19 protein-coding genes (1 of these 19 only partly in view) are annotated in these 23551 nt (G+C 52.7%); 8 read left to right on the forward strand and 11 right to left on the reverse strand.

Annotated features, from left to right (window positions below; all coding sequences use genetic code 11):
• The 4 genes from DQM29_RS17120 to metE all read right to left on the reverse strand — a co-directional run.
• A protein-coding gene (locus tag DQM29_RS17120; protein WP_111741793.1) for a TrkH family potassium uptake protein crosses the window boundary here: on the reverse strand, positions 1–136 show its 5' end (the start). The gene continues 1316 nt to the left of window position 1, outside the view; the window shows 136 of its 1452 coding nt (coding positions 1–136); its start codon is at positions 134–136; its stop codon lies off the left edge, out of view.
• Between the two features lie 38 nt (positions 137–174).
• A complete protein-coding gene (locus tag DQM29_RS17125; RefSeq protein ID WP_111741794.1) occupies positions 175–786 on the reverse strand; it encodes an IMPACT family protein in 612 nt (203 codons plus the stop codon).
• On the reverse strand, positions 786–2117 hold the full coding sequence (gene pepQ, locus DQM29_RS17130; RefSeq protein WP_111741795.1) for a Xaa-Pro dipeptidase: 1332 nt from the start codon (positions 2115–2117) through the stop codon (positions 786–788). The genes DQM29_RS17125 and pepQ overlap by 1 nt, the downstream gene beginning before the upstream one ends.
• A gap of 165 nt (positions 2118–2282) precedes the next feature.
• Complete coding sequence (gene metE / locus DQM29_RS17135) at positions 2283–4553, reverse strand: 5-methyltetrahydropteroyltriglutamate--homocysteine S-methyltransferase (RefSeq protein ID WP_111741796.1); 2271 nt, start codon at positions 4551–4553, stop codon at positions 2283–2285.
• Positions 4554–4654: 101 nt separating this feature from the next.
• Here metE and metR point away from each other — a divergent pair, with 101 nt between their 5' ends.
• Positions 4655–5551, forward strand: a complete 897-nt coding sequence (metR, locus tag DQM29_RS17140) for an HTH-type transcriptional regulator MetR (protein WP_111741797.1) — start codon at positions 4655–4657, stop codon at positions 5549–5551.
• Here the strand turns inward: metR and DQM29_RS17145 are convergent.
• Positions 5548–6411 (reverse strand): carboxylate/amino acid/amine transporter, encoded by an 864-nt coding sequence (locus tag DQM29_RS17145; RefSeq protein WP_111741798.1) that lies wholly within the window; start codon positions 6409–6411, stop codon positions 5548–5550. The two genes, metR and DQM29_RS17145, sit on opposite strands and share 4 nt — an antisense overlap.
• A gap of 189 nt (positions 6412–6600) precedes the next feature.
• Here DQM29_RS17145 and DQM29_RS17150 point away from each other — a divergent pair, with 189 nt between their 5' ends.
• Complete coding sequence (locus tag DQM29_RS17150) at positions 6601–8898, forward strand: zinc/cadmium/mercury/lead-transporting ATPase (protein WP_111741799.1); 2298 nt, start codon at positions 6601–6603, stop codon at positions 8896–8898.
• A 78-nt stretch (positions 8899–8976) separates the two neighbouring features.
• Here the strand turns inward: DQM29_RS17150 and edd are convergent, their stop codons facing one another.
• Positions 8977–10788: a phosphogluconate dehydratase gene (gene edd / locus DQM29_RS17155; protein WP_111741800.1), complete on the reverse strand. Its 1812-nt coding sequence runs from the start codon at positions 10786–10788 to the stop codon at positions 8977–8979.
• A gap of 481 nt (positions 10789–11269) precedes the next feature.
• On the opposite strand from edd, the gene gntR reads away from it, so the two are divergent.
• Positions 11270–12265 (forward strand): gluconate operon transcriptional repressor GntR, encoded by a 996-nt coding sequence (gene gntR / locus DQM29_RS17165; RefSeq protein ID WP_111741802.1) that lies wholly within the window; start codon positions 11270–11272, stop codon positions 12263–12265.
• On the opposite strand, the gene DQM29_RS17170 is transcribed toward gntR, so the two are convergent.
• Positions 12262–12801: a gluconokinase gene (locus DQM29_RS17170; RefSeq protein ID WP_111741803.1), complete on the reverse strand. Its 540-nt coding sequence runs from the start codon at positions 12799–12801 to the stop codon at positions 12262–12264. The two genes, gntR and DQM29_RS17170, sit on opposite strands and share 4 nt — an antisense overlap.
• 554 nt (positions 12802–13355) lie before the next feature.
• Here DQM29_RS17170 and DQM29_RS17175 point away from each other — a divergent pair.
• The 4 genes from DQM29_RS17175 (at position 13356) to DQM29_RS17190 (ending at position 17364) form a co-directional block, all read left to right on the forward strand.
• Complete coding sequence (locus DQM29_RS17175; protein ID WP_111741804.1) at positions 13356–14435, forward strand: Gfo/Idh/MocA family protein; 1080 nt, start codon at positions 13356–13358, stop codon at positions 14433–14435.
• Between the two features lie 9 nt (positions 14436–14444).
• On the forward strand, positions 14445–15323 hold the full coding sequence (locus tag DQM29_RS17180) for a sugar phosphate isomerase/epimerase family protein (protein ID WP_111741805.1): 879 nt from the start codon (positions 14445–14447) through the stop codon (positions 15321–15323).
• Between the two features lie 41 nt (positions 15324–15364).
• Positions 15365–16684, forward strand: coding sequence for an MFS transporter (locus tag DQM29_RS17185; protein ID WP_111741806.1), 1320 nt, complete (start codon positions 15365–15367; stop codon positions 16682–16684).
• A 158-nt stretch (positions 16685–16842) separates the two neighbouring features.
• On the forward strand, positions 16843–17364 hold the full coding sequence (locus tag DQM29_RS17190; protein ID WP_111741807.1) for a gluconokinase, GntK/IdnK-type: 522 nt from the start codon (positions 16843–16845) through the stop codon (positions 17362–17364).
• A gap of 112 nt (positions 17365–17476) precedes the next feature.
• On the opposite strand, the gene rhtC is transcribed toward DQM29_RS17190, so the two are convergent.
• Positions 17477–18103 carry a threonine export protein RhtC gene (gene rhtC / locus DQM29_RS17195; RefSeq protein ID WP_111741808.1) on the reverse strand — a complete coding sequence of 209 codons (627 nt, stop codon included), beginning with the start codon at positions 18101–18103 and terminating at the stop codon, positions 17477–17479.
• Positions 18104–18201: 98 nt separating this feature from the next.
• A complete protein-coding gene (gene recQ, locus DQM29_RS17200; RefSeq protein WP_111742142.1) occupies positions 18202–20031 on the reverse strand; it encodes an ATP-dependent DNA helicase RecQ in 1830 nt (609 codons plus the stop codon).
• A 313-nt stretch (positions 20032–20344) separates the two neighbouring features.
• Between recQ and rarD the strand changes: the two genes are divergently transcribed.
• Entirely contained in the window at positions 20345–21232 is an 888-nt protein-coding gene (gene rarD / locus DQM29_RS17205; RefSeq protein ID WP_111741809.1) for an EamA family transporter RarD, read from the forward strand.
• On the opposite strand, the gene DQM29_RS17210 is transcribed toward rarD, so the two are convergent.
• Entirely contained in the window at positions 21224–22219 is a 996-nt protein-coding gene (locus DQM29_RS17210; RefSeq protein ID WP_111742143.1) for an AbrB family transcriptional regulator, read from the reverse strand. The two genes, rarD and DQM29_RS17210, sit on opposite strands and share 9 nt — an antisense overlap.
• A gap of 349 nt (positions 22220–22568) precedes the next feature.
• Positions 22569–23519 carry a magnesium/cobalt transporter CorA gene (gene corA, locus DQM29_RS17215; protein WP_111741810.1) on the reverse strand — a complete coding sequence of 317 codons (951 nt, stop codon included), beginning with the start codon at positions 23517–23519 and terminating at the stop codon, positions 22569–22571.
• Positions 23520–23551 lie beyond the last annotated feature (32 nt).

Raw genomic sequence — 23551 nt, forward strand, 5'->3', positions numbered from 1 at the left:
TAACAATGAACGTCTGCGTGAATGCACGTCCGGCGCCGTCGCGATAGATTAATGCCACAATGCCAGGAATAAACATCAACCCGGAAAAGAGGATAACCAAAAGCCCAACGATGCGGGTTATTGTGCGAAAGTGCATGCCGGTACAACCTTGTTTTAATAAAGACCCGAGAATTATTACTTAACCGGAGACAAAAGCAATGTTCCCCGACTCGCATCGCGTAACTTATTAGCAACTTTCTCTGCATCTGCCGCAGGTAACAGCAGTGTTAGTTGAATATTAGCGCCATATTGCGCTTCAACCACTTTTCCACTCGCTTGCTCAACCAGCGTTTCTATCATGCCAAGCTGAGCGTATTCACACGACAGCTGATAGGCTTCTTGAGGAACCATAAGGCGAGTCGGTAAAAGCTTCAGTGCCTGCTGCACACCGTTTCCATAGGCTTTAACCAGTCCCCCTGTCCCTAACAGAATGCCGCCGTAATAGCGTACTCCTACCGCAACAATTTCCCCTACGCCGCTGCCCATCAGCTGTGCCAGCATCGGTTTTCCCGCAGTTCCTGACGGCTCTCCGTCATCGGAGAAGCCCAAGCGCTGGGAATCGTCCGGTGCACCGGCAACAAACGCCCAGCAGTGATGGCGAGCGTCCGGGTGCTCATCGCGCATCTGTTGAATAAACCTCTTGGCCGAGTCGGCGTCTTCCGCCCGAGCAAGGTAGGTCATAAAGCGACTCTTTTTTATCTCTTCACAAAACGAGACGGTTTCAGCGGGGATGGGGTACGGTTTCATCAGGCAAGCTTTAAATCCCGCGTCACGTTTTCGATTCGGTCTTTACGGATAACAACGTTATCCTCGATACGGATACCACCATACGGACTCAATTCGTCAATGCGCGCCCAGTTGAGGTGACGGGCATGGCTGCCGCTGCGCCAAGGCGCCAGTAAAGAATCAATAAAATACAGCCCCGGCTCGATGGTCATCACCATTCCGGGCTCCAACACGCGAGTACAGCGCAGTGCCGGATGCTCAGCAGGCGGCGCGCGATGGGTTCCAATCGCATCCTGCATAAAACCGCCCACGTCATGCACCTGAAGCCCTAGCGGGTGACCGAGCCCGTGCGGGAAGAAGGCTCGACTGATGCCCGAGCTGACAATCTCTTCTTCACTCAGATCGACAACGATATCAAACTGCTTCAGCAGTTTGGCAATTCGCTGATGCATCTGAAGATGGTAATCAAGAAAGTTTACGCCGGATTTGAGCGTCGCAATCAGCGCCTGCTGTTCGGCATTCAGCGCTTTAATCATATGGGCGAAGTCGCTTTCTTTATCCCTGGCGTAGGTGCGCGTTAAATCCGCTGCATAGCCGTTAAACTCTGCTCCGGCATCGATAAGAAAGCTGTTGACCCGCTCCGGCAGGCGTGACTCAAGCCGAGTATAGTGCAGCACCGCAGCGTGCTCATTGAGAGCAATAATGTTGTCATAGGGGACATCGACATCCCGATGCCCTGTCGCTGTCAGGTACGCAAGGTTGATGTCAAATTCGCTCATGTCGGAATAAAACGCATCGCGCGCGGCTCGATGCCCGTCAACCGCCACTTTTTGAGCCTCACGCATACAGGCCAGTTCGTAATCCGTCTTATAGGAGCGATAAAAGTGAAAGTAGTCGATAGCGCCCTTGGGGTTGGCATTTTCCTCAGCGATTCCTAGTCGAACGGCTCTTGACGGCGAAGATCCGATATAGCCCGTGCGGCTAAGCGGCTGCTTTAAAGCACCGTTGATATCATCGGCGTTTCGCAAGGGGGAAATATCGATGAACGGCGTCCAAAACCCTTCTGGCATAGGCTCGACGCTGTACCAATAGTCTACGGGGGAATAGAACCAGAGCCTCGGCCTGTCGACGCCGTTAACCCATAGCCAAGAGTGAGGAACATTCGTCACCGGCACCCAGGCCTTAAAGTGAGGATTAACCTTAAACGGATAGTCTCTGTCGTCCATAAAAATGCCCAGCGGCTCACCGGAATGGATCAGAAGCGCTTCCAGCCCCGTTTTTTCCAGCACTTCCCGAACGCGGTGCTGTAAAACGGCCAAATGCGATGAATACAGCGCAGCAAACTTTTCCATTATTCCCCCAAGGCCTGATGACGTTCTTTCACCTTATCATGATAGCGCTCAGCCTGACGAATCGCGCAATAAAATCAGGATATTCACGCGCCAAAGCACGACGTAAACACGACATAAAAAAGGGCGGAAGGTTTCCCTTGCCGCCCTTTTCAGACAGAACAAACGCTATGCTTCAGCGCGCAGTCGGCGAGCCGCCAGCACCATGTTGGTTAACGCCTGTCGGGTTTCTGGCCAGGCTCGCGTTTTTAATCCACAGTCTGGGTTTACCCACAAACGCTCTGCCGGGATCCGCTGTGAGGCCTTACGCAGCAGCGCCTCAATCCACTCTACCGTGGGCACGTTTGGCGAGTGAATATCGTAAACGCCCGGGCCAATTTCATTGGGGTACTCGAAGCTTTCAAACGTCTCCAGCAGCTCCATGTCAGAACGTGACGTTTCAATGGTGATGACGTCGGCATCCAGCGCAGTAATTGCGTCCATAATGTCGTTAAACTCGCAGTAACACATGTGAGTATGGATCTGCGTTTCATCCTGAACGCCGGACGCGTTGAGGCGAAAGGCCTCTGTCGCCCAGTTAAGATACTCGTCCCACTGCGCTCTTTTCAGCGGTAGCCCCTCTCTCAGCGCTGGTTCATCGATCTGAATAATACCGATACCGACTTGCTGAAGATCTTGCACTTCATCTCTGAGCGCCAGCGCAATCTGTCTGGCTATAACTTCACGATCGACGTCTTCCCTCGGGAAAGACCAGCAGAGAATGGTAACCGGGCCGGTCAGCATGCCTTTCACCGGTTTTTCCGTCAGGGACTGAGCGTACCGCGCCCATTCAACCGTAATCGGCTCTGGGCGGCTGATATCACCCACAATAATCGGCGGCTTAACGCAGCGAGAACCGTAGCTTTGCACCCAGCCGTTTTGCGTAAAGGCAAAGCCGTCCAGCCGCTCGCCAAAATACTCTACCATGTCGTTACGCTCTGCTTCACCGTGAACCAGCACGTCTAGCCCCAGCAGCTCCTGTTCAACAATCGCCTGACGGATGTGTTCAGCGATACCTGTACGGTACTTAGAGCCGTCAAGGCGCCCCTGTTTAAAATCCAGCCGCAGCGTTCTGATTTCCGTTGTTTGCGGAAAGGAGCCGATTGTCGTCGTCGGCCACGCGGGCAGTCGGTACTTTTCCCTTTGAATCTCGGCTCGTCGCGAATATGGGCTTTGACGCTGGCTGTCCTGTGGTCTAATGCCAGCCAGACGCTCAGCAACCGCTGGATTGTGCACGCGAGAAGAGCCGCGGCGCGCGTGAATAGGCGCACTGTACTCCACCAGCTTCTGGCGACGATCGGCCCTTGCCGGATCGCTCAACGCCTCGGAGAGCAGGCTAATTTCCCGACACTTTTGTAGCGCAAACGCAAACCAGCCTTTCACTTCATCATCCAGCCGCGTTTCACGATCCAGATCGATAGGGCTATGCAGCAGGGAGCAGGAGCTGGCTATCCAGCACGTTCTTTTCGCTACCAGCGGCTGCAGTTTATCGAACCACGAATCCAGCTCTGAGCGCCAAACGTTTCGCCCGTTAATTACCCCTAATGAAAATACCCAGTCAGCAGGCAGCGCTTCGTGCAGGCGATTCGCGTCGTCTTTTCCCGCCACTAAATCCACGTGAAGCCCCTGAACTGGCAGCTGGCGCACTGTTTCCAAGTGATGCTCTACACCGTCAAAATAGGTAGTCAGCAGCAGTTTGACGTTCCCGCTCAGCGCGCGATAGGTCGGCTGATAGGCCGCTAACCACGCTTCCGGCAAGTCCAGCACGAGAGCCGGCTCATCAATCTGTACCCACTCAATCCCTCGTTCTGCCAGTTTCTTTAAGATCTGTTGATAAACAGGAACAAGGGCTTCCAACAGCGTTAAGCGGTCGAAGCTGTGCCCTTTGACCTTGCCTAGCCACAGGTAGGTTAACGGGCCAAGCAGCACTGGCTTCACGCGATACCCTAACGCAATCGCTTCATCAACCTCATCAAACAGCTGATTCCAGGAAAGCTGGAAGCCTTGGCCTTCAGTAAACTCGGGTACGATATAGTGATAGTTAGTGTTGAACCACTTGGTCATTTCCGCTGCCGCAACGGGTTCACCCGTAGGCGCCCGACCGCGAGCGATACGGAACAGCGTATCAATGTCAGCGCTTCCATCGCGATGCCTTTCAGGCACGTTGCCCAGCAGCAGGCTGGTCGTTAACACATGATCGTACCAGGCAAAGTCGCCAACCGGCAGCAGGTCTATCCCTGCCTCGCTCTGCTGCTTCCAGTGGCGAGCGCGCAGCGCTTTGCCCGTTTCAAGCAGACTCTCACGGGAAACGCTACCTCCCCAATAGCCCTCCAGTGCCTTTTTTAACTCTCGGTCTGCGCCAATGCGCGGAAACCCTAATGTATGGTTTAGAACTGTCATATTCGCCTCATTTAGCCATCTAGATGTTTACACATCTATAATTACCAGGTAGGGTAATTGCCACAAGCGCAATTTATTCATACCTGAGGTGAAAGATTTTCATGATCGAAATAAAGCATCTGAAAACGCTACAGGCTCTGCACCAGACGGGCACACTGGCCGCTGCCGCTGTTTCACTGCACCTGACTCAGTCGGCGCTTTCCCATCAGCTCAACGAAATAGAACAGCGCCTTGGCTACCGGCTCTTTATTCGCAAAAGCCAGCCCCTTCGCTTCACCGCCCAAGGGGATATCCTGTTAGGCTTGGCTAATCAGGTCATTCCTCTGGTACAGCAGGCATTGCAGTCGTGCAGTACGCCAACAAAAGCAAGCCTGAGGCTGGCCATTGAGTGTCACAGCTGTATTCAGTGGCTCACTCCCGCGCTAACCACCTTTCGCCAGCAGTGGCCTGACGTGGAGCTGGATTTCAAAAACGGCGTTATGTTTGATCCTCAGCCCGCGCTCCAGCAGGGAGAGCTAGACATCGTCATGACGTCCGACATTCAGCCAAGCGCTCACCTGCACTACAGCGCACTGTTTGATTTTGAAGTCAGGCTCGCGGTCGCCCCCGATCATCCTCTAGCTCAGACGCCCCACTTGCAGCCGCAGGACTTGGCGCAGGAGACATTGCTTATCTATCCGGTACAGCGCCAGCGGCTCGACGTCTGGAACCGATTTTTACAGCCTGCGGGCGTTCAGCCGACCTTAAAGAGCGTCGACAACACGCTACTGCTGATTCAAATGGTTGCAGCGGGAATGGGGGTAGCAGCCCTACCACACTGGGCAGTAGAGAATGCAGAAAGACAGGGGCTTATCGTGACGAAACCATTGGGAGAAGGGCTGTGGCGTCGGCTATATGCCGCGGTTCGAGACGGCGAACAGCGGCAGCCTGCCGTTGAGGCTTTTATAGGCGTCGCCAAAGCGCACTCGGCGACGCTACCGTTTGTAAAAGCGGCCTAGGCCAATGCAGCGCGAGAGACTACCCACTTTTTATGCACCCAGAGAGAAGCAAAGATAATGCCTCCCCCTATCACCAGCCTGAGCCAGTCGACATCGTGCTGCCACAGGGCAAAGTTGACCACCAGCCCTGCGGGGATAAGGGCATTGTTCATAATGGCCAGCGTTCCGGCGTCCACCTGCGTTGCGCCGTAGTTCCACATAAAGTAGCCGAGGCCAGAGGCGCCAACGCCCAGCCAAATCAGGATCCCCCACTGTAGAGACGTCGTTGGCATCTTGCCCGCATCGCCAAACAGCAGCCAGCCAACCCCAGCAACGCACAACGCACCGAAGTAAAACCATGAAAATGCGTTACGCTGAGGCATTGGATAGACCTCCATCAGCCGCTTATAGCCAACCTGCCCGATAGCGAAACAGACGTTAGCCCCCTGAATGAGCCCCAGCCCCACCCAAAACTGTGCACTTAGTGGGTTATAGCGAATAACGGCCGCGCCGATAACGGCCAGTAGAGCACTCAATATGTACCCCCAGCGCAGGCGATTTCCGGCCAGAATGTCATACAGAAGGGTGACGTAAATCGGCGTCATGATGGTAAACAGTAGTATTTCCGCCACGCTGAGGTACAAAAAGGCATGGTAGTAGAACAGGTACATTAGCCCCAGCTGCAGCGCGCCGACGCTCATATACAGCAGCATCTGGCGCAGCGTCACGCCTTTAAAGCGTAAGAAAGGAAGAAAAACGATAAAAGCCAACGCTACGCGAATAAAAACGGCAAACCAGCTATCGACCTGCCCTGCCAGATAAACGCCAATAAGGCTAAAAGAAAAAGCCCAAAGCAGGGTTGTCGCGATTAATGACGGCATAAAAAAGCAACTCAACGGTGAACAACGAATTTACGCCATTATAGGCAAGTCACGTCACCCTTCCCACAAAAATAAAGTTTACATACGAACAATAAACAGCCAAAAACTTTCTTATTCTTTATCCTTGACTCTGGAGTAGACTCTAAAGTGTAGAGTCATCTCATCAGATGAAAACCGAGGGTTCCATTTATGAGTAACCACACTCACACAAACCAAGAACAGCAGGGCTGCTGCGGTGGGCAGTGCGCCTCTTCACATGAAAATAGTCATGACGCTCACGAGCATCAACACGACCACCAGCACGAATCGGAACACTCTCACCATCACGGTGAAAGCTGCTGTAGTTCTCAGGGCTCTGTAGCTCAAGAACCGCTTGAAGCCGTTTCTCAAGGAAACGTTCGCCTTACGTGGCAAATTTCCGGTATGGACTGCCCCAGCTGTGCGAAAAAAGTCGAAACTGCCGTCGCTCAGGTTGAGGGAGTTACGCGCGCACGGGTTCTGTTCGCGACAGAAAAGCTGGTTGTCGACACCCCAAATCGCAGTGTAACGTCCCACATTGAGCAGGCTGTAAAAAAAGCGGGCTACACCCTAACCGAAGCCGGCTCGCCAAGCGCCAAGTCAGACAAGCCGTCACGCTTTAAAGACTATCTGTTCCCTGTCGCACTGGCGGTCATGATCTTGGTGAGCTGGGGAATTGAGTCCTTTTCTCCGGTTTACGGCAGGCTGGCCTTTATTCTCACCACGCTCGTTGGCCTTTTCCCTATTGGGCTACAGGCTATACGCCTTACCCGCTCCGGGACGCCCTTCGCCATTGAAACTCTGATGAGTATCTCAGCCATCGGCGCGCTGTTTATCGGCGCAACGGAAGAAGCCGCCATGGTGTTGATGCTGTTTATGATTGGCGAACTGCTGGAGTCCTACGCCGCTAACCGCGCTCGTCAGGGGGTTTCCTCCCTGATGGCGCTGCTGCCGGACGAAGCCGTTTTGTTATCCAACGGTGAGCGCAAAGTCGTCACCGCAGACAGCCTGCGGCCCGGCGATGAAATAGAAATCGCCCCCGGCACGCGCCTGCCGGTAGACGCCACGCTGCTCAGCGGCGGCGCTAGCTTTGACGAAAGCGCCTTGACGGGAGAGTCCATTCCCGTTGAACGGCTGCGCGGTGAAAAAGTGGCTGCGGGCAGCCTAGCCGTCGACAGCGTCGTTCGCCTGACCGTGCTTTCAGAGCCGGGTAACAACGCTATCGACCGTATTCTGACCCTAATAGAAGAGGCAGAAGAGCGCCGCGCCCCCATCGAGCGCTTTATTGACCGCTTCAGCCGCTACTACACTCCCGCCATCATGCTGTTTGCCCTGCTAGTGGTGATCGTACCGCCCCTGTTCTTTAGTCAGCCTTGGGAAACCTGGATCTATCGCGGCCTGACGCTGTTGCTTATCGGCTGCCCTTGTGCGCTGGTGATCTCAACGCCTGCTGCCATCACATCGGCACTGGCGGCAGCAACCCGCCGGGGAGCGCTCATCAAAGGGGGAGCGGCTCTTGAGCAGTTAGGGGCAGTCAGCCAAATCGCCTTCGACAAGACCGGTACGCTGACAGAGGGTAAACCTATGGTCACGGACGTCGTCACGCTCAGCGATGTCACCGAGGACAAACTGCTTACCCTGACCGCCGCTGTAGAAACGGGGTCGCACCACCCGCTGGCTCAGGCGATAGTTCGCTACGCACAGGAGCGCGGTGTTAGCTATATTCAGGCACAGGATCGTCGGGCGCTCGCTGGCGTGGGCGTTCAGGGAAACGTAAATGGTTCAGAGGTGTTGATAAGTTCTCCTGCCAAGCTGAAAGAAGGAATCCTTTCCGTCGGCCATCAGCAGCGCGTTCTTCAGTTGGAAGAGCAGGGGAAAACCGTCGTCGTCGCACTGCAAAACAACATCGCCATCGGTATGATTGCCCTGCGGGATACGCTTCGTGAAGACGCAAAAAGCGCTCTTGATGCGCTGCGGCAGCTCGGCGTTAACGGCGTGATGCTCACCGGGGACAACCCGCGCGCGGCGGCGGCCATTGCCGAAGAGCTAAACATCGAATACGAAGCCGGGCTGCTGCCGGAAAATAAAGTCACTGCCGTAGCCGCGCTGAATAAAACCCAGCCGACGGCTATGGTGGGTGACGGTATCAACGACGCTCCGGCCATGAAAACGGCGACTATCGGTATTGCTATGGGAGGAGGAACCGACGTCGCGCTGGAGACAGCAGACGCCGCGCTAACTCACAATCGCCTTATCGGTCTGGCAGATATGATTTCACTGTCCCGCGCGACGCGAAGCGTGATCCGCCAGAACATTACCATTGCGCTGGGGCTGAAGGCTATCTTCCTCGTCACTAGCCTGTTCGGGCTCACTGGCCTGTGGCTGGCTGTGCTAGCCGACTCTGGCGCTACCGCGCTGGTGACTGCCAACTCGCTGAGGCTGCTGCGTAAGAAGAACGCGTCGTCCTAGTGATGGTAGATAAGGGTCACAAAAAAGGGATACAGAGTATCCCTTTTTCTATTTTTAGAACGCATTTCAGAACACATTTCAAAACGTAAAGCAGCTCGCCCCTTCTTCCGCTCCGGATATCTGTAAACGGAGCGCCGAGAACAGCTCCCTGCCGGTACCAACATGGGAGGCCGTCAGATCGGGCACTGCGGCCTGACGCTGTTGCAGTTCAGCATCGTCAACCATCAGACGGATACTGCCACTCACGCCGTCAACCTCGATCAGATCGCCATCGCGCACTTTCGCCAACAGGCCACCGACGTAAGCTTCCGGCGTCACGTGTATCGCCGCGGGCACTTTCCCCGACGCGCCGGACAGCCGACCGTCAGTCACTAGCGCCACGTTGTAGCCGCGATCCATCAGGACGCCCATTGGCGGCATCAACTTGTGGAGTTCCGGCATTCCCAGTGCCTTCGGCCCTTGGAAGCGCACAACAACAACGCAGTCACGATCGAGTAGACCGGCACTGAACGCCGCGTCAATATCGTACTGGCTGTCGAACACCACCGCCGGAGCAACGATCTTTTGGCGCTCTTTTGGCACGGCGGAAGTCTTCATCACTGCGCGCCCCAAATTGCCGGACAGCACCTTAGTGCCGCCGTGCGGGGAGAAAGGCGTATCCATAGAAGCGATAACTTCAGCGTCTAACGACGCCTTCGGCCCCTCACGGTACACCAGCTTGCCGTCCTCAAGGAAAGGCTCTTGGGTATAGCGGCGAAGGCCAAAGCCCGCCACGGTGTTAACGTCCTCATGCAGCAGGCCGCCGTCAAGCAGCGTGCGAACCAGTAGAGACACGCCGCCCGCAGCTTGAAAATAGTTAATGTCGTTTGGCCCGTTCGGATAGATGCGGCACAGCAGCGGCACCGCGTCAGACAGCTCGGAAAAGTCGTCCCAAGTGATGATAATGCCCGCCGCTTTCGCCATCGCCACCAAGTGCATGGTGTGGTTGGTGGAACCACCGGTCGCCAGCAGCGCAACAATACCGTTCACGATGACTTTCTCATCCACCAGTCGCCCTGCTGGCAGGTAATTACCTGAACTCTCTGTCATGCGAGTGACCTGCCGCGCCGCGGCTTCCGTTAGCGCCTCGCGCAGCGGAATATCAGGGTAAACGAAAGATGAGCCCGGAAGATGCATACCCATCACTTCCATTACCATTTGGTTTGAGTTAGCGGTGCCGTAAAACGTGCAGGTGCCGGCGCCGTGATAAGAGTCGGCTTCGGATTCCAGCAGCGCGTCGCGCCCAACTTTGCCCTCGGCATACAGCTGGCGAATGCGCACTTTTTCCTTATTGGAAAGCCCAGTGCGCATCGGCCCCGCGGGCACAAAAACAGCGGGCAGGTGGCCGAAGGCCATCGCAGCAATAAACAGCCCAGGAACGATTTTGTCGCAAACGCCGAGAAACAGCGCTCCATCAAACATATTGTGGGACAACCCAACCGCCGCAGACATGGCGATCAGGTCGCGACTGAGCAACGAAAGCTCCATGCCGTCCTGCCCCTGCGTCACGCCGTCGCACATGGCGGGTACGCCTCCGGCAACCTGGCCGACCGCGCCGACCTGATGCAGCGCACGCTTGATGATATCCGGATAGTGTTCATAGGGCTGGTGAGCAGAAAGCATATCGTTGTAAGACGTCACAATGCCGATATTGCTTTTCACCATGCTTTTTAAGGATGCTTTATCGTCCGGCGAGCAGGCGGCAAAGCCGTGAGCCAAATTGCCGCACGATAGTTGGGCGCGATGAACCGTCGTTCCTTTCGCAGCGTCTATTTTAGCCAAGTAGCGCGCCCTGCTCTCTTTCGAACGGGCAATAATTTTTTGCGTTACGCGCTCAACGGTAGGGTTCATGTGGTGCTCCGCCTCTCTATGATGAAGGTTATAGAGTGAGTAAGAAGGTTATAAAACGCTTCCGCGAAAGCCGATTTCCCTTAACCGCCCGGCTCTGTCGCGGACCTGTAATAAAAGAGGCCCTAACTGCAGCCATAAAATCACTATATACGCAAATGATACCGGTAACAATAGCTTTTAAAAGAGAGTTTACTCGATTCAGCTACTGGATAAGTGAAAAACGGTATTCATGACGCTGACAGCAACAGGCCTTTCGTCGTTCATCGTCACGTCGGTCTGAAAAGAGGCACCAAACCAGAAAAATGGAAGGCCTACTTATTTCATTCAAACGCTGTTCTCTCACTGCGTTTAGCGCCGATTTACCCTATGATGGAAAACAGCCGCACCGAACAATAGCGTCGGCTTTATCAAGACAAACATACCCGCACGGGCATTTCTTTGTTAAACTAGCGTTCTCCATGACGCTTCAATTGGTTGAAAAATGAAGAAAAAAAGACCAAGCCTGCAAGACGTCGCCGATCGCGTCGGCGTAACCAAAATGACAATCAGTCGCTACCTGCGCGATTCATCACAGGTTTCTGCCGCGCTTCGCAACAAAATCGCCGAAGCGCTTGACGAACTGGGCTACATTCCTAACCGGGCGCCAGAAATCCTCTCAAACGCGACCAGTAAGGCAATAGGCGTTCTGCTTCCTTCATTAACCAACCAGGTTTTCGCCGAAGTGCTGCGAGGTATCGAAAGCGTAACGGACTCGCACGGCTATCAAACGATGCTGGCTCACTACGGCTATAGCGCAGAGCGCGAAGAGCTGCGGCTCATGTCGCTACTGTCCTACAATATCGACGGTCTTATTTTGTCTGACCGTACTCACACAGAACGCACGCTGAAGATGATTGAAGTCTCCGGCATTCCAGTCGTTGAAATCATGGACAGCACCAGCCCCTGTATCGATCTCGCCGTTGGCTTTAACAACCACGACGCGGCGTATCAAATGACCAAAACGATACTGCAACATGGTCACTCGCATCCTGTCTATCTCGGCGCTCGGCTCGATGAGCGTACCATTATAAGAATGCAGGGTTATGAGCAAGCCATGCGTGAATTTAATCTGGAACCCCGCAGCATCTGTACCGATCGTTCATCGTCATACAGCCTTGGGGGAGAGCTTCTTAAAGAAGCAAGACGCCGCTACCCTGACACTGACAGCGTATTCTGCACCAACGATGATATTGCCGTCGGCGCTGCCTTTGAGTGCCAGCGGCAGGGATTACGTATTCCTCAAGATATCGCCATTGCCGGTTTCCACGGCCATGATATCGGGCAGTCTATGGAACCTAAGCTGACCAGCGTCCTGACGCCCCGTGAGCAAATGGGCCAAATCGCCGCTCAGCGGCTGCTGGCTCGGCTCAAGGGAGAAGAAGTCACGCCCAAGATGCTCGATCTGGGCTTCACGCTTCTACCCGGCGGCAGTATTTAAGCCGCCTGATTCCGGCGAGGCGTTACGCCAGCCTCGCTTAATGCTGCCATGCCGCGCTCTACAACATCATCAAAGCTGCCGTTAATATCGACGTGTAACACATCTTTCTCGTCTACGCCTGGCTCTTCTAGGGCATCAAACTGGCTTTGCAGCAACTCGGTCGGCATGTAGTGCCCTGCTCTCGCCTTCAGGCGAGATAAAATCACGTCAAAATTTCCCTTCATGTACAGGAAAATCATCTCTGGGTTTCCCTTACGCAGGCATTCTCTGTACCTGCGCTTTAGGGAAGAACATACGATAAAGCCGACTTCATTCTTATGCCGCAGGCTGTAAGCCGCATCGTTCAGACGTTCAAGCCAAGGAGCTCGGTCATCATCGTTCAGCGGGTGACCGTCAGCCATCTTTTGAATATTGGCTTTAGGATGTAAATCGTCACCGTCAATGAGTTTTGCCCCCAGCCGTCTGGCCAGTTCTGCACCTACGCTGGATTTTCCACAACCGGATACGCCCATAATGACTATGCTTTGTCCCGCCATAAACTGAATCTCAATAAAAAATGAAGGCCTGTAGTATGATTTATGCTAACACGTTACCAGTAACATGATACCGGTAACATTTCAATATGTGATACAACTCACAAAATAAACCAAAATGGAAATAATATTAAGTATATTCATGTAGTTAATAATAATTAACTTAAGATGGGTTATCTCTAAATAAGAGAACGTAAAAATAGCGATCGGGTCAAAGCCAATATAGTTACAATTCGATATAGTTGTTTTGTTTATATTTATAGCCGTAGTCTTCGCTGAGAAACAAAGCCGCCCTTTCACAATACTTTAAGACCAATAAATATCAAAATAACAAATTGATTTTACTTAAAATAAAATGCAATCCCCGCAAAATATTTCTATTAAATCAGCCTATTTTAGTTGTGATTTTTATCACAATTTCCGAATTAAGTATTTTTCCTGACTGGTTATTTTAAGCGCGCTGTGATTAATTGTTACCGATAACAATCAAACACTATAAAACTCAGAGTTTGATATTTTTTTAACCAACATTGTTACCGGTAACTAAAGGTGATGTTATGACGTTGAAAACAGCGATTATTGGATGTGGAAAAGTCGGTCACTTTCACGCAAAAGCCTATGAACAACTAGAAAACTCTACATTTTGTGCCGTCTTTGACAGAGATCTTTCCCGCGCAAAGGACTTCGCCGAGCAGTACGGCGTAAAGGCATACGACGATATCTCCGAAATGATTAAAAATGAAGGTATTAACGTTGTCAGCGTTTGTACCCCTCACCCGGTACACGCAGAAGTCGCCATTGAAGCGGCGAACGCGGGATGCCACATTCTGGTAGAAAAACCGCTGGCAAGTAACTTAAAAGACTGCGACGCCATTCTCGGCGCGGCCTCTAAAACCAATGTGAAAGTCGGCACTGTGTGTCAAAGACGCTTCTATCGCCCCTGCTTAAGAATCAAAAAGGCAATCGACGACGGCAAACTCGGACGCCCCGTTTTAGGCACCGTCACCATGCTTGGCTGGCGCGATAAGGCTTACTACGACAGCGATCCGTGGCGCGGCACTTGGGACGGTGAAGGCGGCGGCGTTCTGGTCAATCAGGCTCCACACCAGCTAGACCTCCTGCTTTGGTACATGGGCGACGTTGAAGAAGTTTACGGCCTTTGGCGCAACCTGAACCACCCCTACATTGAAGTGGAAGACACCGCTGTCGCCGTCATCAAGTTTAAAAACGGCGGCATTGGTAACATTCTGGTCAGTAACTCACAAAACCCAGCGCTTTACGGAAAAGTTCAGGTTTACGGTGAAAACGGTGCCTCAGTCGGCGTGCAAACGGACGGCGGAGCCATGTTTATTGCCGGTGTCTCCTCCATTACAGAACCGCCTTATAACGATCAGTGGACCGTTCAGGGCGAAGAGTCACTGCTCAGTGGCTGGCAGCAGGAAGATCGCGACTTCTTTAACAGTCAAGACTCCATGTACTACTACCACCAGCTGCAAATTAACGACTTTTTGACCTCTATTACTGAAAGCCGTCCTTCTCTAATTGACGGTCTGGCAGGAAGAAAAACCGTTGAGCTTATTGAAGCTATTTATCGCAGTACAGAAAGCGGACTGCCTGTTAAGTTTCCGCTGAAATAAGGGGGCGATATGAAAATCGGTTTTAATCAGGCGACGTCAATGAACTGCTCAACGCTGGAAAAGGACGTTCTGCTCTGTGAAGAGAATGGCTTTGATTTCATTGAATTCCGGCTTGATAAGCTCAGAGAATATTTTCAGACGAAAAGCATTGATGATTTAAAAACGCTTTTAGCCGGAAAGAAAATCAAACCCCATGCGTTAAATGCCCTATATACCTATGACGACATGTTTAAACACGAGAATAGCGAAAAAGACGCTGAGCTCGTTGAAGAATTTATCTGGGGCTGCCGTATCGCCAAAGAGATTCAGGCGGGATACTTTATTATTGTTCCCCCTTTACAGCGCGATCCCAACGGCGGCCCGTATATTGGCAACATTGAAAAAACCCATGAAAACTGCGTCAGGATCTTAAAACGCCTGTCCACTATCGCCAGTGAGTACGACGTCAAGCTCTGCTTTGAACTGGTTGGGTTTAACAGAAGCTCAGTACGCACTGTTGAGCAGGCCTGGAATATCGTCAACGACGTTAACGAAGACAACATCGGTCTGGTGTTTGATTCTTACAACCTGCATCTCTACCGCGGATTAAATAACTTCAGCGCGATTAAACACGTCGACGCCAAGAAAATATTCTGTGCACATATTAATAACGGAGACTTTATTGATATCGACAAAGCGTCTCAGGAGAACAGACGATTCTGTGATTCGGGAACCGTCGATCTGGACAATTTTCTTAAAAACCTAAAAGAAACCGGGTATGACGGCATGGTGTCAGTAGAAATATTCCGTCCGGAATATTGGCAGCAGACGCCTGAGTGGGTCATATCCAATGCGTACCAAACAACAAGAAAGATAATGGAAGATAGCGGCGTTTATTCTCAAGAATAAACAGGGCCTGTCTCGTCTTCGCTCTTTTTAAGGGTAATATTATGAAAGCTACAAGATCTCGTTTTTTTGTCCTCTTTTTATTATTTGTCGTCACGGCAATCAACTATATGGACCGAGCTAACCTGTCCGTTGCCGGAACAAGTATCCAAGGGGAATTCGACCTCTCGCCAGCAAACCTGGGTTTGCTCTTTTCAATGTTTACTTGGACTTACGTACTGAGTCAGATCCCTGTTGGCTATATTCTTGACCGCATTGGGGTACGTAAGCTGTACGGCGGCGCCGTTATCATTTGGAGTATCTTCACCTGCCTGATGGGTCTGGCGTCGCATCACCTCTTTACCACCGCCGCAGCCTCGTTTGCCTTCCTCCTGCTGTGCCGCGCACTGATCGGTATTGCGGAAGCGCCTTCGTTCCCGGCTAACGCCAAAATTATCTCCACCTGGTTTCCTACTCAGGAACGCGCCAGCGGAACAGCGGTTTATGCCTGTGCACAGTACATCGGGCTGGCTCTGTTAACACCCGTACTGGCCTTCATAGTTGCTAACTACGGCTGGGAAGTGTCTTTCTACGCTTCCGGTGGCGTAGGCATTGTCTTCGGTATCTACTGGCTGTTCAAATACCGCGATCCGTTGGAAAGCAAAACCACCAACGCAGCTGAAATTGAACACATTCGCCAAGGCGGCGGTCTGGGTGAAGCTGGAACAGACAAAAAAGCCGTTAAAGAAAAAGTGGAATGGTCTGACGTTTCTCACGTCCTGAAGCAAAGAAACATTTGGGGCCTGTTTATCGCTCAGTTTGCCATGAACTCTACTCTTTACTTCTTCCTGACCTGGTTCATCGTTTATCTGGAAAAAGGCCTGAACCTGTCCATCTCCAAAGCCGGTATCGGCGCAGCCTTCCCCTATATGATGGCTATGCTGGGTCTGCTGTGCAGCGGGTTTGTCAGTGACGCGCTGATGAAAAGAGGAATCTCCCGCACCAGAGCCCGCAAGATACCTGCGATCCTGGGTCTGGGTCTGGCCGGTACCATGTGCTTTGTTAACTTCTTTGAAGATAAGCCGGTTATCGCTATCGCTATTCTGTCGTTCGCTTTCTTCGCTAACGCCTTCTCTAACATCGGCTGGGTTATTCTCAGCGACATCGTGCCGGCGAAAGTTATTGGCACCATCGGCGGTTTCTTCAACGTATCGGGCAACCTTGCCGGTATCGCCACGCCGATCATTATGGGGATTATCCTCCAGACAACTAACAGCTTTGCCTACGCGATGTACTACATCTCGTTTGTCTCCGTGCTGGGCGCCCTGTCTCATATCTTCATCATCAAAAAGCTCGATACGATAAAGCTTCCAAGCATGAACTGATTTGTGCCGATAAGCATTGATAACAGGGACGTTTTTTTTCAAACACGAGGTTCACTCACCCTCTCTGCCAGCGCAGCATAAGGCTGCGCTGGCAGGCTCACAAACAGAGAGAGGATGGGCCGAAACGGTAAGCGACTGATTTTGGCACAAGGTAATTTATGAGTAATTTTGTTTATGTACTAATGGGTGTATCGGGTTCTGGAAAGACGACAGTCGCCAAAGAGCTGTTAAAGCGGCACGATATTTCCTACATTGACGGCGACTATCTCCACCCAAGGTCCAACATCCTCAAGATGTCCAGCGGTGAGCCGTTAAACGATGACGACCGAGCACCGTGGCTGAAGTTAATCAACAACGCCGTTTTTGCCATGCAGAAAACGAATCAGGTCTCCGTCATTATCTGTTCGGCGCTGAAAAAGAAATATCGAGACATCATCAGGGAATCCAACCAAAACCTGAGATTTCTCTTTCTCAACGCGGATTTTGACAGTATCTACAAAAGGCTGGAAAGCCGAGTCGGGCACTTCCAAAAGCCCCAGATGCTCATATCACAATTCGAAGCGCTGGAAATCCCAGGGGAAGACGAGAAAGACGTTTACTTCATCGATGCCAGTCAAAACGTTGACGGTATTATTGAGGCTATTACAGACATCGCCCTGAAGCAAAACGCGGATAAATAGTCCCGCTAAGCGGCAGAACAATTTACCCATACCATCAAAAAGCGGAAAGGAGCCTTAAGCCCCTTTCCGCTTTTCTTTTTGCTTTTCTTTATGCTTTTCTTTTTGCCGGTAATCAGTACAGCCGCGAGAGAATAAGATTTAAACCAAATCCCGCAAACAGCGCCCCAGCCAGACCGTCGATCCACTTAGCAGCTCGCTGGTAGCCTCTGCGCATGGTGGGCAGAGCAAAAATAAACGCCACCAGAGAGAACCACAGTATTGTTTCAACGGCAATCAGCCCAAACAGGCCCCAGCGCGCGCCGCTGGCAACATCATCACCCACAAAAACGGAAAACACGCTGCCAAAGTAAATCAGCACTTTCGGATTCGACAGGTTAGTCAGCAGCCCTTTCAAAAAGGCATGACTGGCGCTAACAGCGGCAACGTCATGCTCTGGCCCATGGCTTAACATCTCTTTTTTCATCACGGAGCGAAGCAGGCAAAAACCCATCCAGCACAGGTAAGCACCGCCGCACACCACGATAATGCTGTGTAACCAGGCCATTTTTTGCAGTAAAAGATGCAGCCCCATTAACGCAACGGCAGCCCACACCATGACGCCGCAGGTAATGCCGATAGCGCCGAAAAGCGCTTCACGCCGAGATCGGCTAACCGCCGTTTGGGAAACGAAGAAAAAATCCGGCCCCGGCGTCGCTAGCGCCACGAACTGAACAACGGCGACGGTTAGAAATAGCGTCATAGCACTCTCTCAGAAGTATCAGCAAAAAATGAAAACGGAAAACAGCGATGAGGAGCACTATTGTACTCCCGTTTGCCAAAGATAAAAGACAGCGGTAATTAATCTGGGCTGACCAAGTGCTCGCGTATCATTGCCAAAAAGGCCTGCCCAAAGCGCTCTAGCTTGCGGTGCCCAACGCCGTTGATAGACAGCAGCTCGCTTTCCCGCGTAGGCTGCTGCTCGGCCATTTCCAGCAAAGTGGCATCGTTAAACACCACGTAAGGCGGCACGTTTTCTTCATCAGCAATAGCTTTGCGCAGCTTGCGAAGCTTCGCAAACAGGCGACGATCGTAGTTGCCTGAAAGGCTTTTCGCGGCGCTGGTTCCGCGCGACTTCAGATTTAGCATTCTTGGCACCGCTAACTCCAGCGGCGTTTCTCCCCGAAGAACAGGCCTTGCGGCCTCGGTCAGCTGCAGCGCCGAATACTGTGCAACGTTCTGAGTTAAAAGCCCCAGATGGATCAGCTGGCGCAAAATGCTTACCCAGTGCTCGTGGCTTTTATCTTTACCGATGCCGTAAACCGGCAGCCGATCGTGGCCGAACTCGCGAATGCGGGCGTTATTAGCACCGCGCAGCAGCTCGGCAATATAGCCAACGCCAAAGCGCTGCCCGACGCGATAAACGCAGGATAGCGCCTTTTGCGCGTCCAGCAGGCCGTCGTACTGCTGCGGCGGGTCGAGACAGATATCGCAGTTGCCGCAAGGCTTCTGGTGGCTTTCACCAAAGTAATTAAGCAGCACCAAACGACGGCAGGTTTGAGCCTCAGCAAAGGCGTTCATCGCATTAAGCTTGTGCCGTTCAATATCCTGAAGCTCACCTTCGGGCTTTTCATCCAGACAGCGGCGCAGCCAAACCATGTCAGCAGGGTCATAAAACAGAACAGCCTCGGCGGGCAGACCGTCACGCCCGGCGCGGCCGGTTTCCTGATAGTAGGATTCGATATTGCGCGGAATGTCGAAGTGCACGACAAAGCGCACGTTGGGCTTATTAATTCCCATCCCAAACGCCACCGTCGCCACCACAATTTGCAGATCGTCGCGCTGAAACGCCTCCTGCACCCGATCGCGACTTTCGTTATCCATACCCGCATGGTAGGCCGCTACGCTCAGCCCCTTTGCCCGCAGGCGCTCGGCGGCATCTTCGACCTTTTTACGGCTGTTGCAGTAGATAATGCCGCTCTTACCGCGCTGACTCTGCACAAAGCGCAGCAGCTGATCGGTCGGCTTAAACTTTTCTATCAGGGTATAGCGAATATTGGGTCGGTCAAAGCTGCTGATGTGGATCAGCGGGTTGCGCAGCGCCAGCAGGCGCTGAATGTCCTGACGAGTGGTATCGTCCGCCGTGGCCGTCAGGGCAATAAAAGGAAGATTCGGAAAGTGGTTTCTCAGTGAGCCAAGGGCCCGATACTCTGGCCGGAAGTCGTGCCCCCACTGAGAAATACAGTGCGCTTCATCCACCGCCAGCAAAGAGAGGTTCCAGCCGCTCAGCTGCTCGATGAAGTTGTCCATCACCAGCCGCTCTGGGGCAACGTACAGCAGCTTAATTTGGCCACGTCGACAGGCAGATATCACATCGTACTGCTGTTCCCGCGTTTGGGCTGAGTTGAGATAGCCTGCAGAAATGCCGTTGGCAGTGAGCTGATCGACCTGATCCTTCATTAGCGAGATCAGCGGAGAAACCACCAGCGTCAGTCCGTCCATAAGCAGTGCGGGCAGCTGATAGCAAAGCGACTTTCCGCCGCCTGTGGGCATGACCACCAGACAGTCGCGCCCAGACGCAGCCTCAGTCACAATCTCCAACTGACCCGGTCTGAACTGCTGGTAACCAAAGGTGTCACGCAGAACCCGTGCGGCCAATGTTTCCGAATCTAATACAACCGCCGTTGACACCATTATCCCCCGTCACTCTTGATGCCGGCTATTCTAGGCTTATTCCTATCGTTTGTCCCCCTCGACGGAGGAAAATCCCCCAAATGAGGCAGAAGCCTCGACATGCTTCGCCGATTTTTTCTGCGATATACATTTCTTATTAAACATTCTGCGAAGCGGCTTCAGAGCCCCATTAAAAAGGAGACTTACCGCCATTTTCGCCCTGTACCAGCGTTTTTCATTGCGGATCCGGTAAATTTCAGCAATAAACCGCTAATAAAATGAAGTACACTGCTAGCCTCTCGCCTTCTTCTTAATTTGGTTACGTTTATTCATGGAATCGCAGCAGACGCGCTTAGGCGTGATATACGCTTTAGCAGCCTATCTTATCTGGGGGATAGCGCCCGCCTACTTTAAAGTTATCGACTTTGTGCCCGCAGACGAAATTTTAACCCACCGAGTTCTGTGGTCGTTTTTCTTTATGCTGGCGCTTATCACGATAGGGAAACAGTGGGGCAACGTGCGCCGTGTTCTGTCCGATAAAAAGAAGCTGCTGCTTTTAGCCGTCAGTGCACTGCTAATTGGCAGTAACTGGCTCACCTTCATCTGGGCGGTGAACAATCACCACATGCTGGAAGCCAGCATGGGCTACTTTATCAATCCGCTGGTGAACGTGGTGTTAGGGATGCTGTTTCTTGGTGAGCGCTTTCGCCGCATGCAGTGGGTAGCAGTGGCGCTGGCGTTTGGCGGCGTACTCATCCAGCTCTGGCAGTTTGGCTCTGTGCCCTACATCAGCCTGACGTTGGCTATCACCTTTGGCCTTTATGCGCTGACGCGAAAAAAAATCGGCGTTGACTCGCAAAGCGGCATGCTGATGGAAACCCTGTGGCTGCTGCCGGTTGCTGCCGTTTACCTGTTCTTTATTGCTGACTCGCCAACCAGCCACTTAGGGCAAAACAGCCTGTCGCTGAACCTGCTGTTGGTGGCTGCGGGCGTTGTTACCACGGTACCGCTGCTGTTTTTTACCGCTGCGGCCACCAAGCTTCGCCTATCGACACTGGGCTTTTTCCAGTACATCGGCCCAACGCTAATGTTTTTGCTGGCGACGCTCTTTTACGGTGAAAGCATCGGGCAAGACAAGCTGGTAACCTTTGGCTTTATCTGGGCCGCCCTTGTCATCTTTATCATTGATGCCCTCTACTATCAGAGAAAGCTACGCTGACGGCGTTTTCCTCGGCGCATGGCGAGAGATAAACTTCGCCATCGCTGGGCCCGTTAGCAGAATGCTAAATAGCCTCAGTGTCTGCATCGCCATAATAAACGACATATCGGCCCCACTCCCCGCCGCGATAATAGCGACAGTATCCAGCCCGCCAGGGCTGGTTGCCAGATAGGCGCTGAGAAAGTCCATATCCAGCACGTGAGTTAGCGCTAACGCCATCAGGGCACACAGTGACATCAGCCCAAAGATTGAAAGGATAATCTGCGGCAGCGTTCTCACCGCCAGAATAAACACTGTCCGATTAAAGCGTAGCCCTACGCTCCAGCCGATAAACGCATAGGCAATAGCCAGTAGCCATTCGGGCAGTTGAATAGTTAACACATCGCCCGCGTGCAGGCCAGCGCCTATCAGCATAGGAAACAGCATCGTGCCGGAGGGAAAGCGCAGCCGACGACCAAGCCAGCCGGCAATAGCGGCCAGCGCTAGCGTTGACACGAAATCCCACCCTAGCGGTGGAAACCAGACCATTTCCTGCGTGACGGTTTGTGCTTCGCTCCCCATGGCAATACGCACAACCAGCACTGCCGACCCAGCCACAAACAGCACTCGCAGGTACTGCATAAACGCCACCAGCCGCACATCAGCACCGTAGTCTTCCGACATAGCCACCATCGCTGCCGCACCGCCGGGGGACGATCCCCACGCGCCCGTCGTACCCGGCAGCCGACTATAGCGAACCAGCAGCCAGCCGGACAGCCCGCTGGCAAACAGCGTAGACAGTAAAATAAAGATAACGATTGGCCAGTTGGCGGCCAGAGAAACCAGAATGGAAGAGGACAGGTTCTGCGCAATCATGCAGCCGATAATGGCCTGCGAGGAGATGAAAAAGCGATTATTAATGCGGATAGTCGCCCCGAACAGGCTCATCACTACGGCGACAACCATCGGCCCAAGCAGCATCGCCGCAGGAAAGTGGAAATGCAGCATAACCAGCGACAGCGCCAAGGAGAGAATAAGTAATATCGTCCACTGAAAGACGAGCGATCGCTTTACCACGGTTTAAATATCCTGCCTGGGAATAAGCTTAACGGGTTGACGTGCGTGCGTATCAGGCTACGTTTGGCAAAAGGCGGCGAGCGCGCTCAATACCCTTAACGCCTGACGAATAGTAAAAAAATAGATTTCTCGCCGTCGACAATCAAGTTATTTGTAATAAAGCGCACACTTTATACTAATCGGGCACTAATTCTTTGACAAAAATCGGATATTGCACCGCATTCCGTAAATACCCGTCATACGACTTGAAGTATGACGGGTAAAGAATACGGTGATTTTATCAAAGCCAGTTGCGACGCTTAAAGTACAGGTAGGGAGCCAGAGCGGCCGCGACCATCAGGCCAATAGCGGCCGGGTAGCCAAAGGACCAGTCCAGCTCAGGCATAAACTTGAAGTTCATCCCGTAGCTTGACGCCACCAGCGTTGGCGGCAGGAACACTACAGAAACAACCGAGAAGATCTTGATAATCCGGCTTTGCTCAATGTTGATAAAGCCCATCGCGGCCTGCATCAAGAAGTTCACCTTCTGGAATAGGGATTCGTTGTGCGGCAGCAGAGACTCGATGTCTCGCAGCACTTCCCGCGCCTGATCGAGCTGATTGCTTGGCAAGCGAGCCTTACGCACCAGAAAGTTCAGCGCCCGCTGGCTATCCATCAAACACAGGCGCACCTTCCAGCCGGTATCCTCAAGCTCAGCCAGCGTTGACAGCGCCTCATCATAACCCTCACCCGGATGCCCTTCCATAATCACCCGGCTCAATGCTTCCAGATCGCTGTAAATATTTTCAATTTCATCTGCCAGCTGTTCGATTTTGGTTTCAAACAGATCCAGCAGCAGCTCGTAGGCATTGCCGTCAATCATGGCCCGATTGCGGGCGCGCATGCGGTAGAGACGAAACGCGGGGAGATCCCGCTCGCGCAGGGTAAACAGGCGACCGTCCCGAATAGTAAAGGCCACGGTGGCGTTACCGCCGCGATCTTCGGCATCTTCATAATAAAAGAAGGAGTGAATGTGCAGGCCGTCTTCGTCTTCAAAAAAACGCGCCGACGCTTCGATGTCGTCCAGTTCTGGACGCGTTGCCAGTGACTGACCAAGCTCGTCGTGGACGCGTTCCCGTTCTTCATCTTCCGGTTCAACCAGATCGACCCATACGGAAGAGGCTAATTTATCGCCTTCGTCCAGCTCTAGGCGAGACAAACGGCAATCGGTTAACTGAAATGCGCTTAGCATAGCGTCATCCCTCTTTTACAGCAGTAACGACA

Origin of the sequence: Leminorella richardii (genome assembly GCF_900478135.1) — a bacterium.
Lineage (GTDB): Bacteria > Pseudomonadota > Gammaproteobacteria > Enterobacterales > Enterobacteriaceae > Leminorella > Leminorella richardii.